Source organism: Acetobacter lambici (genome assembly GCF_011516885.1).
Taxonomy (GTDB): Bacteria; Pseudomonadota; Alphaproteobacteria; order Acetobacterales; family Acetobacteraceae; genus Acetobacter; species Acetobacter lambici.
On record NZ_WOTD01000001.1, the window covers coordinates 51307 to 66080 of the forward strand.

At 57.1% G+C, this 14774-nt stretch carries 17 protein-coding genes; 10 read left to right on the forward strand and 7 right to left on the reverse strand.

The genetic code is table 11. The features are described 5' to 3' along the window. Positions 1 to 20 precede the first annotated feature (20 nt). The 7 genes from purS to GOB86_RS00265 all read left to right on the forward strand — a co-directional run bounded on the left by purS (position 21) and on the right by GOB86_RS00265 (position 4540). Entirely contained in the window at positions 21 to 263 is a 243-nt protein-coding gene (gene purS, locus GOB86_RS00235) for a phosphoribosylformylglycinamidine synthase subunit PurS (protein ID WP_165990403.1), read from the forward strand. Continuing rightward, complete coding sequence (locus GOB86_RS00240) at positions 260 to 631, forward strand: Rap1a/Tai family immunity protein (protein WP_165990404.1); 372 nt, start codon at positions 260 to 262, stop codon at positions 629 to 631. Before purS ends, GOB86_RS00240 begins: the two co-directional genes overlap by 4 nt. Beyond that, positions 628 to 1329, forward strand: coding sequence for a phosphoribosylformylglycinamidine synthase subunit PurQ (gene purQ, locus GOB86_RS00245; protein ID WP_165990405.1), 702 nt, complete (start codon positions 628 to 630; stop codon positions 1327 to 1329). Before GOB86_RS00240 ends, purQ begins: the two co-directional genes overlap by 4 nt. Then, positions 1326 to 3530, forward strand: a complete 2205-nt coding sequence (gene purL, locus GOB86_RS00250; protein WP_165990406.1) for a phosphoribosylformylglycinamidine synthase subunit PurL — start codon at positions 1326 to 1328, stop codon at positions 3528 to 3530. The genes purQ and purL overlap by 4 nt, the downstream gene beginning before the upstream one ends. Positions 3531 to 3545: 15 nt before the next feature. After that, a complete protein-coding gene (locus GOB86_RS00255) occupies positions 3546 to 3776 on the forward strand; it encodes a BolA/IbaG family iron-sulfur metabolism protein (RefSeq protein ID WP_165990407.1) in 231 nt (76 codons plus the stop codon). A gap of 37 nt (positions 3777 to 3813) precedes the next feature. Next, positions 3814 to 4152, forward strand: a complete 339-nt coding sequence (grxD, locus tag GOB86_RS00260; RefSeq protein ID WP_165990408.1) for a Grx4 family monothiol glutaredoxin — start codon at positions 3814 to 3816, stop codon at positions 4150 to 4152. Positions 4153 to 4222: 70 nt separating this feature from the next. Continuing rightward, complete coding sequence (locus tag GOB86_RS00265; protein WP_165990409.1) at positions 4223 to 4540, forward strand: hypothetical protein; 318 nt, start codon at positions 4223 to 4225, stop codon at positions 4538 to 4540. A 49-nt stretch (positions 4541 to 4589) separates the two neighbouring features. Here GOB86_RS00265 and GOB86_RS00270 read toward each other — a convergent pair whose 3' ends face one another. Further along, a complete protein-coding gene (locus GOB86_RS00270; protein ID WP_242012360.1) occupies positions 4590 to 5159 on the reverse strand; it encodes a YraN family protein in 570 nt (189 codons plus the stop codon). Here GOB86_RS00270 and cls point away from each other — a divergent pair. Beyond that, complete coding sequence (gene cls, locus GOB86_RS00275) at positions 5041 to 6468, forward strand: cardiolipin synthase (RefSeq protein ID WP_165990410.1); 1428 nt, start codon at positions 5041 to 5043, stop codon at positions 6466 to 6468. The genes GOB86_RS00270 and cls overlap by 119 nt on opposite strands. Here the strand turns inward: cls and GOB86_RS00280 are convergent. Together GOB86_RS00280 and GOB86_RS00285 are read right to left on the reverse strand one after the other, a co-directional pair. Then, entirely contained in the window at positions 6459 to 7166 is a 708-nt protein-coding gene (locus GOB86_RS00280) for an endonuclease/exonuclease/phosphatase family protein (RefSeq protein WP_165990411.1), read from the reverse strand. The two genes, cls and GOB86_RS00280, sit on opposite strands and share 10 nt — an antisense overlap. Continuing rightward, positions 7163 to 8251, reverse strand: coding sequence for an AI-2E family transporter (locus GOB86_RS00285; protein ID WP_165990412.1), 1089 nt, complete (start codon positions 8249 to 8251; stop codon positions 7163 to 7165). The genes GOB86_RS00280 and GOB86_RS00285 overlap by 4 nt, the downstream gene beginning before the upstream one ends. 219 nt (positions 8252 to 8470) lie before the next feature. Here GOB86_RS00285 and GOB86_RS00290 point away from each other — a divergent pair, with 219 nt between their 5' ends. Together GOB86_RS00290 and metC are read left to right on the forward strand one after the other, a co-directional pair. Further along, entirely contained in the window at positions 8471 to 9322 is an 852-nt protein-coding gene (locus GOB86_RS00290) for a sulfurtransferase (protein ID WP_165990413.1), read from the forward strand. After that, complete coding sequence (gene metC / locus GOB86_RS00295; RefSeq protein WP_165990414.1) at positions 9315 to 10535, forward strand: cystathionine beta-lyase; 1221 nt, start codon at positions 9315 to 9317, stop codon at positions 10533 to 10535. Before GOB86_RS00290 ends, metC begins: the two co-directional genes overlap by 8 nt. Here the strand turns inward: metC and GOB86_RS00300 are convergent. The 4 genes from GOB86_RS00300 to GOB86_RS00315 form a co-directional block, all read right to left on the reverse strand. After that, a complete protein-coding gene (locus tag GOB86_RS00300; RefSeq protein WP_165990415.1) occupies positions 10532 to 12025 on the reverse strand; it encodes a YifB family Mg chelatase-like AAA ATPase in 1494 nt (497 codons plus the stop codon). The genes metC and GOB86_RS00300 overlap by 4 nt on opposite strands. A gap of 22 nt (positions 12026 to 12047) precedes the next feature. Further along, complete coding sequence (gene serA / locus GOB86_RS00305; protein WP_165990416.1) at positions 12048 to 13307, reverse strand: phosphoglycerate dehydrogenase; 1260 nt, start codon at positions 13305 to 13307, stop codon at positions 12048 to 12050. A 104-nt stretch (positions 13308 to 13411) separates the two neighbouring features. Then, positions 13412 to 14209: an inositol monophosphatase family protein gene (locus GOB86_RS00310; RefSeq protein ID WP_165990417.1), complete on the reverse strand. Its 798-nt coding sequence runs from the start codon at positions 14207 to 14209 to the stop codon at positions 13412 to 13414. After that, positions 14206 to 14715 (reverse strand): c-type cytochrome, encoded by a 510-nt coding sequence (locus GOB86_RS00315; protein ID WP_165990418.1) that lies wholly within the window; start codon positions 14713 to 14715, stop codon positions 14206 to 14208. The genes GOB86_RS00310 and GOB86_RS00315 overlap by 4 nt, the downstream gene beginning before the upstream one ends. Positions 14716 to 14774: the final 59 nt, after the last annotated feature.

Consider the following 14774-nt stretch of genomic DNA (forward strand, 5'->3'; position numbering starts at 1 on the left):
GGTACTTTGGGAGTTTGAGAATGAAAGTACGTGTAACCGTCATGCTTAAGGACGGCGTTCTGGACCCGCAGGGAAAGGCCATTGGCCACGCACTGCAAACACTGGGCTTTGATGGTGTGCAGGACGTGCGCGTTGGCAAGGTCATAGAGTTGGACCTGCACGGTGTTAAGGCCGAGGAAGCGCATGAAAAAGCGGGGGAAATGGCCCGTAACCTGCTGGCCAATCTGGTAATCGAGGACTACTCGGTCGAGGTTGTGGCATGAAGCGCCTTGCCCTGATCGCCCTTGCTGGCGCACTGGCAGTTCCCGGTCTGGCGCACGCCCAGCGGCTGGCCCCCATGAAGGCGGGCGCTCTGGGCAAAATGTGCTCCAGTTCCACCACCCGCACGGCATGCGATGCCTATCTGAGCGGCCTGACCGATGGCGTAACCCTCGCCCAGATCAATGCCCACAATACAGGTGATGCCACAGCCCCCACGGGCTTTTGTGTTCCCGCATCGGAAGACATTGGTACCATGCGCGCCAAGGTGCTGACCTGGCTGAAAGCACACACTGATTCTCTGACCAAACCAGTGGGCGAGAGTGTGTTCACGGCCCTGCATGACTCTTACCCGTGTGACGTAAAAAAATGAAAGCAGCGATTGTCGTATTTCCCGGCACGAACCGGGAACGAGATATGGCCATTGCCCTGCGGCGCGTGACCGGGCAAGCCCCTCGTATGATCTGGCACCATGAGACAGATCTGAGTGGTATTGATCTGGTCGTGCTGCCCGGTGGCTTTAGCTATGGTGACTATCTGCGTTGCGGCGCCATGGCCGCACATTCCCCCATCATGGGGGCTGTGCGCGACTTTGCCGCCAAGGGCGGGCATATTCTGGGTGTCTGCAATGGCTTCCAGATCCTGACGGAAAGCAATCTGCTCCCCGGCGCTCTGCTACGCAATGCGGACCTGCGGTTCCTCTCGCAGGATTGCCACCTGCGGGTGGAGGTTGAAGGCACCCCCTTCACCCGGCGCTGGAAAAAGGGAGACATCTTCCGCACGCCGCTGGCGCATGGTGATGGCAACTATACCGCCGATGCCCAGACCCTTGCGGCACTCGAAGGGGAGGGACGTGTTGCCTTCCGCTATGCCGATGTCAAAGGCCGCGTGCAGGCGGATGACAGAGCCAGCAACCCGAACGGCAGCGTGAACAGCATTGCCGGTATTCTGAGCGAAAACAAGCGTATCTGCGGCATGATGCCCCACCCCGAGGATCTGGTTGATCCACTGATGGGGGGAGAGGATGGTCTGCCGCTGTTTGAAGGTCTGGTGGAGGCTCTTGTCCGGTGAATAAGCCTGTAACCGTTGATGAATCCCTAGCACGTGAATTCGGCCTGACGGGCGAGGAATACGGTCGTGTTCTGTCGATCATGGGCCGTACGCCCAGCCTGACGGAACTCGGCGTATTTTCGGTCATGTGGTCGGAACACTGCTCCTACAAATCCTCCCGCAAATGGCTGCGTGGCCTGCCCACCAAAGCGCCATGGGTTATCCATGGGCCGGGCGAAAACGCCGGCGTTGTGGATATCGGGCAGGGCTATGCCGCCATCTTCAAGATGGAAAGCCATAACCACCCCTCCTTTATCGAACCCTATCAGGGTGCGGCCACTGGTGTGGGCGGCATTCTGCGTGACGTGTTCACCATGGGAGCGCGCCCCGTTGCCAACCTGAACGCCCTGCGTTTTGGTAGCCCGGAAAACCCTGTTACCCGCCGTATCGTGGATGGTGTGGTGCGCGGTATTGGCGGCTACGGCAACTGCGTAGGTGTGCCAACTGTGGGGGGCGAAATCAACTTTCACCCCGCGTATGACGGCAACCCGCTTGTTAACGCCATGACGGTGGGCATTGCCCGTCAGGACCGCATCTTCCTGTCCGCTGCTGCCGGTGTTGGTAACCCTGTTGTCTATGTTGGCTCCCGGACAGGGCGGGATGGCATTCATGGTGCCACCATGTCCTCCGCCGAGTTTGACGAGGACGCACTTTCCAAGCGGCCAACAGTGCAGGTGGGTGACCCCTTCATTGAAAAACTGCTCATTGAGGCCTGCCTGGAACTGATGGCGACAGACGCCATTGTTGCCATTCAGGATATGGGTGCTGCTGGCCTGACCTCGTCGGCCGTAGAAATGGCCGGGAAAGGTGGCGTGGGCATTGAGTTGAACCTTGATGCCGTGCCCCAGCGCGAGCCCAACATGACCGCGTATGAGATGATGCTTTCCGAAAGTCAGGAACGCATGCTCATGGTCCTGCGCCCCGACCGGACAGAGCTTGCCCGCAAGATTTTTGAAAAGTGGGAGCTGGACTTTGCCATTATTGGTCACCTGACCGAAACCGGGCATATTGTCATCAAGCACAAAGGCCAGCTTGAGGCTGATATTCCGCTCGAACCTCTGGCGGACGAGGCTCCGGTCTATGATCGCCCTTCCATCGCGCCAACAAAGCCGGAAGAACTGGGGAGTGTTCACGCACCTCTCTCGCTCGACGCCATGCTGCTCCAGCTTGTGGCCTCGCCCGACCTGGCCTCCCGCGCATGGGTGTGGAACCAGTATGACAGTACGGTAGGTGGGCAGACGGTACGCCGCCCCGGTGCAGCCGATGCCGCCATTGTTAAAATAGACGACACGCAGATCGCTCTGGCACTGACTACAGACTGCACACCACGCTACTGTCAGGCGGACCCGCGCACAGGCGGGGCACAGGCCGTAGCAGAAGCATGGCGGAACATTACCGCGACCGGTGCACGCCCTCTGGCCGTGACGGACAACCTCAACTTTGGCAATCCCGAAAAGCCGGAGATCATGGGGCAGTTCATCGCAGCCCTTGAGGGTATGGGAGAGGCCTGCAAGGTTCTCGACTTCCCCATCGTGAGCGGTAACGTCTCCCTGTACAACGAAACCCGGATGCCCGACGGCTCAACACAGGCCATTCTGCCCACCCCGGCTATTGGTGGGCTTGGTGTTCTGGAGGATGTGTCCAAGGCTGTTGGTCTTGGCATGCAGGCCGACAGCGATCTGGTGCTGATTGGCGCGACCAAAGGGCAACTCGGCCAGTCTATCTGGCTGCGTGAAATTCTGGGTCGTGAAGAAGGCGCACCACCAGCGGTGGATCTGGCGGCGGAAAAACGGAACGGGGATTTTGTCCGTGCCGAAATTAAGGCCGGGCAGATTAGCGCATGCCATGACATTGCGGATGGCGGCATTCTGGTTGCCGCAGCCGAAATGGTTATGGCGTCAGGCACCGGTTGCGAACTGGAAAGCCCGGATTCCGGCATCCGCCCAGAAGCCTTCTGGTTTGGTGAGGATCAGGCCCGCTATCTGGTCTGTGTAGCCGATGCTGCATCTTTCTGCGCCAAAGCCGCACAGGCAGGGGTGCCTGCACGCCTGATGGGCCGCTCAGGTGGAAATGATTTGATTCTACCCAGCGGTGTCACCATATCTGCTGCACGCCTTAAATCCGCGCACGAAAGCTTTTTTCCTGCGTTGATGGACCAATAGGGAAGAGACAGCACCATGGCTATGTCTGCCACAGAACTTGAGACTTATATTCTGAAGGCGTTCCCCGATGCCCAGATCAAGATTGACGATTTGGCGGGAGACGGGGATCACTATTCCTGTTCGATTGTAAGCGAGGCCTTCCGTGATGTTCCGCGTGTAAGGCAGCATCAACTCGTTTATAATGCGCTTGAAGGGCATATGGGAGGCAAGCTGCATGCGCTTGCCCTCCGTACGTCCGCTCCCTGACCAAGGCCGTCTTCCACACGATCAAGGACTACTGACCATGACTGATTCCATCAAGCAGACCATCCAGCAGGACATTGATTCCAACCCCGTCATGCTTTTCATGAAGGGGGATGCTGATTTCCCACAGTGTGGCTTTTCTGCCCGTGTTGTGCAGATTCTCCAGCATATTGGCGTGCCGTTCAAAGCCGCCAATGTTCTGGCAGATTCCGAACTGCGTCAGGGCATTAAGGACTATTCCAACTGGCCAACAATCCCCCAGCTTTACGTCAAGGGTGAGTTTGTCGGTGGGTGCGACATTGTGACCGAAATGTACCAGACCGGCGAACTACAGAAATTGCTGCAGGAAAAAAATATCGCCTGCAAGGCATCCGCCTGAATTATAGGTTGTCAGCCTGCAATTGCTTTGTATAGTTTCAGGCAGACATAAGTTCAGGGGGCTAAGGTTAATGACGCGAGTTCCGTTTGTACGCGGGCTTTTTGCTCTGGCCAGTATCGGCCTGAGTGTATTAGCCACCAGTTCTTCAGTGCATGCGGAACGCGTTCTTTCCGATCTGGAAGCCAGCAAGTTAACCTTTGCCTCCCTGACTGCCCCGCCACCTGTTATCCGTGCGCGCCATGCTGTACGTCACGCATCAACAACAACAGGTCGGGCCTCCCACAAAGTTCTTCTAGCCTCTGCACATGGTAAAATGGTGCATCTGGTTAGCTACCACCCGACCGCGCATACTGTGGTCCATAGCAGCAAGCACCATCATCGTACCTGATAACGGTCTTTACCCCTACACAGGTTACTCCGGTTATTTGCCAGTTCTTTTACATCTGACGAATAATATCTTTCAGCCATTCCATCTGACCTTTGGCGTCGAGCATAAACAGGTCAAAACGCGGTTCATCATACTGCCATTGTGGATAGCTCTGTAGCAGGCACTCTGCGGCTCTATACAATCTGCCAGACTGTGATGCGGAAAGACATTCCGCAGCCTCTTGCAAGGTCCGCCGCTGTTTGACTTCAACAAAACAGATCGTTGCGCCATGTTGTGCGACAATATCAATCTCACCCCGGCGTGTTCTGGCTCTTTGCAGCAGAATGTTCCAACCTGCACTCCGCAGTTTTTGGCAAACAGCGTCCTCCGCCGCCAGTCCACTCTGGTAAGATGCAAGACCTCTGGTCCGCTTTGCGGTAGAGATACGCACCTGTTTTGCAGAACACTTATTCGCTATGCTGTGGACGTCAGCCGCTTGTTGTGAAAGCTTTCTCTCCACCATGTTTTTTGATCTCCAGTTTTCCACAACAGCCTTTATTATTGCGTGTACGCGCCTGACTCTGGTTGGCAGCGTCAGTTTGCATATTCTTCTGACCAAACGGAACACGTCATCTGCCATCGGATGGATTGGCATATGTGTTCTCATGCCATTTTTGGGTACCGTTCTCTACCTTATGTTCGGGATCAACCGTGTTACTCGGCTTGCCAAAAAACTGGTCGGGGACCGAACGGCATACAGGCAGGATGGCGCAGACCTTTCCTCATGGAACAGGGAGTTGGAGGGCCAGTTTGCGCCTCTGGCCTTGATGGTGGGCAAACTGACAACCCGCCCCGTTGTCGGCAATAACAGCATAACCTGTTTGCACGATGGAGATGGCGCTTACCCGCATATGCTGGACGCCATAGAAAAAGCGACCAAGAGCATTCTCCTGTGTTCCTATATCTTTCGGCACGACAGCAGCGGGCAGATGTTTGCAGACAGGCTCATTGCCGCCCATAAAAGAGGCGTCAATGTGCGTGTTCTGGTGGATGGCATTGGCAGTGGGTATTTTTTATCCCCCATCTACCGTTACTTAAAAAGGGAAGGGGTTCCCTGCGCGCGGTTCATGCACTCCCTTCTGCCGTGGCGCATGCCGTTCCTCAATTTGCGGAACCACCGCAAGATTCTGGTCGTGGATGGTAGTATCGGCTTTATGGGTGGACTTAATATTGCCGACAATAATCTGGTTACGCGCAAGCCACCCCACCCCGTATCCGACACACATTTCCGGATCGAAGGACCGGTTGTGCATCAGTTGGCGCAGGTTGCTGCATGGGACTGGTTTTTTACAACTGGGGAACGACTGAACCGGGACCTGTTCTTGCAAGAGCATGCAGGCAAGGGCGCGTCTCTGGCCCGCATTGTTACGGCTGGCCCGGATACGGATCTCGAAAAAATCGAATACACCATGTTGCAGGCCATTACGCTCTCACGCAAAAGCATACGGTTGATGACGCCGTATTTTTTACCCGGTGCGCGTTTTTTATCCGAACTTGGGTTGGCCGCCCTGCGTGGCGTACAGGTGGATATTATTATCCCGCTCCGCAGCAATCATCGCCCGCTGGACTGGGCCTGTGCTGCCAATATCTCGCCGTTGCTGGATACAGGGGTAAGAGTCTGGCACGCCAACCCACCATTTAACCATTCCAAGCTCATGGTTGTGGACAAGGCGTGGTCTTTTGTTGGCAGTTCCAACCTTGATATCCGTAGTTTACGCCTGAACTTTGAAATCAATATGGAGACATATGACGTGACCATGGCGGAAATCATGGATGACTTCATATGCCAGCACCGCAACCATCGGCTCACGCATTATGATCTGGACAAGCGGAACAACCTGACCCGTATACGGGATTCCTTTGCCAGACTGTTCATGCCTTACCTGTAAGCGGCCAGCGCCACCCGCCGGCCGATTTCTGGCCTGAGTGTAACGGCTATTGGCCGGTGATCCGATGCAAAAACCGGCAGGACCTGCGCATCCGAACAGACCATGCCTTCCACAAGGCAGCGATCCAGACGGATAGGAAGCAGGTCAACCATACGGTGTGTTGGCGCTTTTGGCCCCACATCGGCAAAGCCCGGCACAAGGGTCGGCCCAACCAGATTAAAATCCCCCAGAATGGCGCATGGCGCGGATAGCAGAGAGGCAATCCGCCGCAACTGCCTGCGGTTGAGCATCTGCCCATGGGAGAGATGCACATTGGCCAGAGAAAACTGGGCATAATCTATGATCTGGGCATGGCGTTTAACGATTGGCCCCGAGGGAATGGTGCATGCCCGCGGTGGCCGTGCAAAAGGCAGGCGGCTCCAGCATGCCACGCCATGAATACGCCCTGGCAGGGGCGAGCGCGCATAGTGCCCGCCGATCACATCAGGCAGAACGTCTATTTCCACCGTGGCTTCCTGCATAAGCAGAATATCCGGCTGTTCCGCCTCTATCAGAGCGGCCACATCATGCACTGTGGCGCCCGTACGGCGCAGCAAGTTCCAGCTTATGATCTTCACACCCGGAGCATCATTGGCGATCAGATGTTTGCGCCGTCTCTTGGATGCGAGCTCAACAAAACGGGCCAGACGGCGTCTCATGGCGCAATATTCCTTGTGTCATCCAGTGGTGGTCGTGCTTGCTCGCCCTGCGCAAACTCCATGGTGAGCGTAAATCCGATAGCAAGGAGGACAGGCCCCAGAAAAATGCCCACGCCGCCAAATGCCAGCAGTCCACCAATAACCCCAAGTACGGTCAGCAGATAAGGCAGCTTTGACCCACGTGCAATAAACAGCGGACGGATCAGATGATCCGCGCCAGAAATAAAAATCACACCATACAAAATAAGCAGGATACCCTTGAGCTGATGGTGGGTCACAAACAGCCACACGGCAGCCGGTATCCACACCAAGGGCGCACCAACCGGAAAAACCGCCAGAAATGCGGCAATCCCGCCCAGAATAACCGGCTCTGCCACGCCAAACATCCATAACCCCAACCCGGTCAGGATACCCTGAATAATAGCGGTGCCCAGAATACCGTAAACCGTGCCACGCACCGTACTGGCAATAATGGAAAGATGCCGCCCGGCCTGAAGCCCGGCAATACGCAGAATAACAGCCTGTAACGTGTCCCACAGAATGGAACCGCTGATCCAGAAGAAGAAGGAGATAAACAGTGCCGTTACAAGATGCAGCGCACCATTGGCCATCTGCATCAGCACGCTCAGAACCGACTGGATGATCCCCCCCGCGTAAGGCCGCAGTTCTGCTGCCGCAAGCCCGAGGTTACGGCTCCACAACGCCCATCGATGATGAATGTCCGGCCCAAAAACAGGCAGGTTATCCAACCACCGGGGCAGGGGAGGCAACTGGTTGACCTGCCCGAACAGGGTTGTCAGCTGGAGCGCCCAGCGTGGGCCAGAAGCCACACAGGCCGATGCCAGAAGCGCTATGGGAAACACCACACAAACGGCACACAGCACGGTCATGATCAGGCTGGCAGCATTAGCCCCCATGCTCCGACGCAAATACTGGAAAAGAGGCCATGTGGTGTAGGTCAGCACACCCGCCCAGAGCAGGGCGGAGGAAAAGGGCACCAGAACGGCTATGCAACCGTATGCGATCCCTGCCAGCAGTAAAAACCGGAGAATACGTTCAGCCGTCAATGTGTGACCATCTGTCATGCGCGCTACAAACCACGGAACGCCTTAAAACTCTGGGTCTTTCTTACAAGACCATGGCGTATCGGTTTAATGGTATGGCGCATTCCGCACCGACTTTCCAGTCGGTTCCGATAAAGGCTTTGTGCACCCCCTCGCAAATCCAATAAACACGTTTGCCAGTTGCCACGGACTATGTGAACGTGCGTGTTCTGTTTTGAAAATTCCATAAGGCCTTTGGTCATGTCTCCTCTCATTCCCGGTGCTTTTCTACCAACACTTGCCAAGGACGCCACTGTCCGTTTTCTGGACGCGACAACAACGCTGCCCGGGGAGACATTTGACCCGCAGGAAAATTTTAAAGCCTGCCACATTCCGGGTAGCCAGTATTTTGACATCAATGTTTTTTCCGACCCACAAAGCTCTTTGCCTCATACCGTGCCATCTGCCGCACGCTTTGCGCACCTGTTTGGCGAACTGGGCATAACGTCCCAGACCCATGTGGTCTTTTACGATCAGGGCAATGTGGCTTCCGCCTGCCGGGCCTGGTGGATGACACGCCTGTTCGGGCATGAAAAAACCCAGATCATCCACGGTGGCCTAAACGCGTGGCAGCAACAGAACCTTCCCGTAGAGCAGGGGGATGGGGCGCAGCATGCCGCACAGGCCTACCATCCAAGAACAGAATATTCGCGCATAGCCGGACTGGGGGATATGCTTGAACATGTCCGGTTGCAAAACCGCCCCATACTGGATGCCCGAAGTGCCGCGCGTTTTTACGGCACAGCCCCCGAGCCCCGTGCGGGCGTAAAATCGGGGCACATGCCGGGTGCGCGCAATATTCCCTACAAAACTGTTCTGGATGAAAACGGCTTTTTCCTACCTTCAGCACAACTGCAGGACCTGTTCTTGCAAGCGGGGGTCTCTGCAACAACCCACCCCATAACCACCTGTGGTTCTGGCATGACGGCGGCCGTTCTGAGTGTTGCACTGGAGTTGGCAGGATTCACATCCAACGCCCTGTATGATGGATCGTGGGCGGAATGGGGCAGCACGCCCGACATGCCCATTACAACGGACAAAACACATGACTGAGCGCAACAGTGTTGATGCCGGATGGCAAAAACTCGGCACGGCCCTGACCCACACAGGCCGGGCCGCCCCGCCCGAAGGTGGGACATACGTCAACCCACCGCTAGAGCGTGGCTCCACCGTGCTCTTTCCCTCGCTCAAGAGCATGAACCGTAAGGGGCAGGAACGTTATGACCACGCCAGCATCTATGGCGCCATGGGCTCTCCTACCCAACATGAACTGGAAAAACTGATTGCCCACATAGAAGGGGGCACGGATTGCCAGATTGTCAGTTCCGGCCTTGCTGCATGCACCACTCCCTTGCTGGCTTTTTTAAAAGCAGGGGACCACTGCCTGCTGGCCGATAGTGTTTATGGCCCAACCCGTCGCTTTGCCGAGAACATGCTCAGGCGCTTTGGGGTGGAAATTTCTTACTTCCCGCCCTGTGCCAGCAGGTCCGAAGTGGAAGAGTATGTTCAGCCCAACACCCGCATCATTTTTACAGAAAGCCCGGGGAGCCACACGTTTGAAGTGCAGGATGTTCACATGCTGGCAGATGTTGCACACCAGCATGGTGCCCGGCTTTTTCTGGACAACACATGGGGGTTTGGCATTTTTGCCCCGTTTGAGCATGGCGTGGATGTTTCCATTCAGGCTCTGACCAAATACCCCTCCGGCCACTCGGATGTTATTGCCGGGGCTGTAACCGTGGCCGATCAGGCAAGCTGGCACATCCTGCGTGACGCCTCCATCCAGCTCGGACAGCTTGCAGGACCCGATGACTGCTGGTTGACCCTGCGTGGCCTGCGGACCATGGGGGTCCGGCTGGCACAGCAGGCTCGCACGGCCTTGCAGGTTGCAACATGGCTACAGCAGCGCCCAGAGGTCGCACAGGTGCTGCACCCCGCGCTACCAGACTGCCCCGGTCATAAATTCTGGAAACGGGATTTTACTGGGGCAGGTAGCCTGTTTGGCGTTGTGCTGAACACCCCATACACACGACAGAACATGGAGCGTATGGTCAACGCCATGAGCCTGTTTGGTATTGGTGCCTCATGGGGTGGGTACGAAAGCCTCGTGCTCCCGACCACGGGCGGTATAACGCGAAATTTTGGCACGGAACAACCAGAATCCCCCGCGTTCAGGCTACAGATTGGTCTGGAAAACACACAGGATCTGATTGCTGATCTGGAGCAGGCGTTCAACGCCCTGCATCACAGCGCGTCATCGGCCTAAGGGGTAGAACGGGCCCGGAATGTGGCGGCCTCGGCAATATGCGGGGCTTCTACGTCTGGTGCATCGGCCAGATCGGCAATCGTTCTGGCTACGCGTAACAGGCGCGTATACCCCCGGGCAGAAAACCGGAACCGCTCGGCAATGGCCTGAGCCAGATCCTGCCCATCCTTGGTCAGTGAGAGAACATTCAACGCGGCCTCGGCATTCTTCTGCGCACCCTGCCGGTGTGTCTGGCGTGCTCTGGCGTTTGCTACGCGCAGGGCGACCGTTGCGGTTTTCTCCCCATCAGGCTGTATCATATATCCAAGGGGTTCATACGGCTGCATGGCAACGTGCAGGTCAATACGGTCCATAAGCGGGCCAGACAGACGGGCCAGATAATCCGCCCCACAACGGGGCGCTTTGCTACATTCCCGCGTTGCATCGCCCATATACCCGCAACGGCAGGGGTTCATGGCGGCTATAAGCTGGAAGCGGGCAGGGTAGGTTACATGCACGGCAGCACGCGCAATACTGACCTGCCCGGTTTCCAGCGGCTGGCGCAGGGCCTCAAGGGCTGCGCGCGAGAATTCGGGCAGTTCGTCCAAGAACAGTACACCATGGTGTGCGAGACTGATCTCTCCGGGTCTGGCGCGCGCGCCACCACCAACCAGCGCGGGCAGGCTGGCTGAATGGTGCGGGTCCCTGACAGGTGGACGGCGCATGGGCCTGCCATCCTTCAATAACCCCGCCGCACTGTAGATGCGTGAAACAGCCAGACTTTCTGATGGCAGCAGGTCTGGCAGCAACCCGCGCAACCGTGCCGCCAGCATGGATTTGCCCGCCCCCGGGGGCCCGGAGAGCAAAAGGGAATGTCCACCAGCCGCGGCTATCTCCAACGCTCTACGCCCCGTTTCCATGCCCTTGATGTCTGCAAGGTCAGGTTCTGAAGTATCGGGAGGAGATACGTTACTGGAAAAAACAGGGCTGGAAAGAATTTGCAGGCCGGTAAAATGGTTGATTAACGCCAGCAGGTCCGGTGCCGCAAGAATGGCGATATCTCCACCACACAGGGCTTCTTCCCCCTGTTGGGCAGGACACGCAATACCGAGTTCCATGGAAGCCGCCTCCAGCGATGCGGACAGCACGCCAGAAACAGGATTCAGCCGCCCATCAAGCGAGAGTTCACCAAGGGCTGCGTAGCGACCCACTTCCTCAGCGGGGATCACCCCCATGGCAGCCAGCAGGGCCAGCGCAATAGGCAGATCAAAATGCGAGCCTTCCTTGGGGAGGTCCGCTGGCACCAGATTAACAAGAATGCGCTTGGCAGGGAGCGCTAGCCCAATGGCGGTCAAGGCGGCACGTACGCGCTCTCGCGCTTCGGCGACGGCCTTGTCTGGCAGCCCCACAACCAGAAATGCAGGCAAGCCAGAAGATATTTGTACCTCAACCCAGACGGGTCGGGCCTCAATACCCGAAAATGCAAAGCTGCGGATACGGGAATAAATCATTCCCGCTCTCCGCAGTCCATGCTTAGCGACCTTTGTAAATCAGGCGGGCACGTACCGTGCCATCAAGTTCACGCAGGGCCTTGAGCAGACGATCATCCAGATCGGTGTCGCCTCCTGTATCGGCTTCGATCACCACATAACCAATTTCCCCATCAGTCTGGAGGAACTGGGCGGTCACGTTGCAGGTTTCACGCAGGAAAATTTCATTCAGCTTCATCATAACACCGGGGATGTTATGATGTGCGTGCATGAAGCGCGTGCCACGCGGGCTTTGTGGCAGTTGAACACCGGGGAAGTTGACCGCACCGAACGTGGAACCCACGTCCGAATATTCGACCAGCTTGCGGGCCACTTCCACGCCAATGCGTTCCTGTGCTTCTGCCGTGGAACCACCAATATGCGGGGTGAGAATAACGTTATCCAGCCCCATGATGGGGGTGGAAAGCAGATCACCCGGCCCCTTGGGCTCCTTGGGGTACACGTCAATGGCCGCACCCAGCAGGTGGCCACTTTCCAGCGCCTTGGCCAGTGCGTCCAGATCAACAACATTGCCGCGCGCATTGTTGATGAGGAACGAACCCTTCTTCATCTTGGCAATCTGCTCAGCGCCCATCAGGTTTGCCGTGGTCGGCAACTGGGGCACATGCAGGCTGACAACATCACTCTGGGCCAGCAGGTCATCAAGCGTATCTACCGGCAGGGCGTTACCATGGCCAAGCTTGTCCACCACATCGTAGTAGGCAACACGCATGCCAAAGGCTTCCGCCAGCACGGAAAGCTGCGAACCAATGGAGCCATAACCCACAATACCAAGGGTTTTGCCACGCACTTCCCAGCTATTGGCGGCGGATTTGGTCCACGCACCTTTGTGGCACTCAACCGAACGGGGGAAAATGCGGCGCATCAGCATAACAATTTCGCCCATAACCAGTTCGGCCACGGAGCGTGTGTTGCTGTACGGAGCGTTAAAAACAGGAATCCCGTTCAGGCGTGCGGCTTCCAGATCAACCTGATTGGTGCCGATGCAGAAACAGCCGATGGCCATAAGGCGATCCGCACCTTCAATGACCTCTTTGGTCAACTGCGTACGGGAGCGGATGCCAACAATATGCACGCCTTCAAGCGCTTTTTTGAGCGCATCGCCTTCAAGCGCGCCTTTGTGGCGTACGACGTTCTCGTAACCACAGGCCTTCAGAAGGGCGACGGCACTATCGTGGATACCCTCCAGAAGAAGAATACGGATCTTGTCCTTGGAGAGGGACAGGTGCGTGCTCGTGCTCATATTGGACTGACCATCGCTGTTGTACCGAAGCGCAGACCTATCGCAAAACTGGGCCAATGCATAGTCTGAGCCACCAAATTTGCCGATATTGCCCTTAATAAATCTTATGGACCCGCGCGCAGAATCCTCACAGCCTCACTGTGTAGGGAGGCCGAACCTGCGGCCAGCACCGTGCGATCTCCGTCCATGCGCAAAGGCGAACCATCCCATGCACTCATGACCCCACCAGCCCCCTGCACAATAGGCACCAGCGCGCCCCAGTCCCATGGGTTCATGTCACATTCGGCAATCAGATCAATCTGCCCCAGTGCAAGCAGCCCGTAGGCGTAACAGTCCCCACCCCATGTCATGCGGCGGGCCTGCTGCTTGAGCAGCTTCCAGTGATCATGCGGGGCCAGCTCGAGCATCTCGGGCGATGTGCAGGACATTTCCGCACTCTCCAGCGCCACGCCCTGCCGGGTGCAGGCCTGCCCGCCCAGAGTGGAAGCAAACACCGTTTTGCGCCCTTTAACACCAACCCAGCGCTCGGCCAGAACAGGCTGATCCAGAATGCCCAGTATCGGCTCACCTTTGTAAAACAGGGCGATCAACGTGCCAAACAGCGGACGTCCGGTCACAAAGGCACGGGTGCCATCAACCGGGTCCAGCAGCCACTGGTAGTCGGCGCCCGCATTGTTCTGACCGAACTCCTCGCCAAACACACCATGATCGGGCAGGCGTTCAGCCAGAATGGCCCGCATGACCCGCTCTGCTGTCCGGTCGGCAACCGTAACCGGGCTTGCGTCCTTTTTGCTGTCCACATCCACACCGCGACGGAACCATGGGCGCACCACGCTCCGCGCTGTATCCGCCAACATGCTCGCTACTTCCACAAACTGGTCGATCGTCTGCTGCTGGCTCATCGGGAGGCTCCTGTTATCGGGGTAGGGGTGTGCAGAGTGTGCAGGTAACTTATCGCATCGGCCCTGTCCTGCGGGTCTGACAAGCCAGCAAAAGACATGCGCGTACCCACAACGTAACGGGCAGGGGACATAAGCCAGTCGGACAACCGCTGGTCGTCCCATACCTGCCCGGCATGCTGGCGCAATGCGGTGGAATAGGCATAGCCGGGCAGGGAGGCAATACTGCGCCCCACAACATCGGCCAGAACCGGGCCAGCACTCTCGCCCCCAACAACAAGCCCGTGGCACTGGGCGCAGATATGCCCAACCAGTTGGCCACCATGCACCACGCTCGCATGCTGCATATACGGCGCAATAGCCACGGCCTGCAGGGAAGGGAGACGAAAAACAGGTGTCACCGGCGCTGTGTCCGGCACAACGGAACGGGCAATTACAAGTGCCCCCCCCATAGCCACAACGCTCAGCAGGACCGAAACCGCCACCCTGTTCAGGAACCTGCCATCCATCCGCATTTCTGCCCTGTTTATCACTGGTTGCGTTTGCATTGCAGCTTTCCTAGACTGCG